The 313-nt window shown below is 38.3% G+C and carries 1 protein-coding gene; it reads right to left on the bottom strand.

The window, feature by feature from the left end; genetic code table 11:
- Window positions 1–32 precede the first annotated feature (32 nt).
- On the bottom strand, window positions 33–313 hold a 281-nt coding region (locus tag WA407_RS26395; RefSeq protein WP_336078740.1), incomplete at its 5' end, for an IS3 family transposase.

The raw sequence follows: 313 nt of genomic DNA, 5'->3' as shown, positions 1-313 counted from the left end.
TGAAGTGACCCCTTAAAGTTAGACAACTATTTTTATGCAACCAGTTGGGCATGAGCTCGGTATTGTACCGGGCTCATACCTTTTAATTTTGACTTGATGCGCTTGTGATTGTAGTAATTAATGTACTGCTCTAGTTCTTGCTTGAAGTGATCTACACTTTCAAACTTATTTAGATAAAGAAACTCCGACTTCATGATGCCAAAGAAGTTTTCCATTACAGCGTTATCGTAACAATTTCCTTTACGAGACATGCTCTGGGTAATTCCTTGTTTCTTTAAAGCGTGTTGATACTGCTTCATCTGGTAGTGCCAAC

The sequence above is a fragment of the Paenibacillus sp. 203 genome, assembly GCF_037027525.1.
GTDB classification, from domain to species: Bacteria; Bacillota; Bacilli; order Paenibacillales; family Paenibacillaceae; genus Paenibacillus; species Paenibacillus polymyxa_B.
Note: the sequence above shows the minus strand (reverse complement) of the source record. Positions and strands in the feature narration are given on the sequence as shown.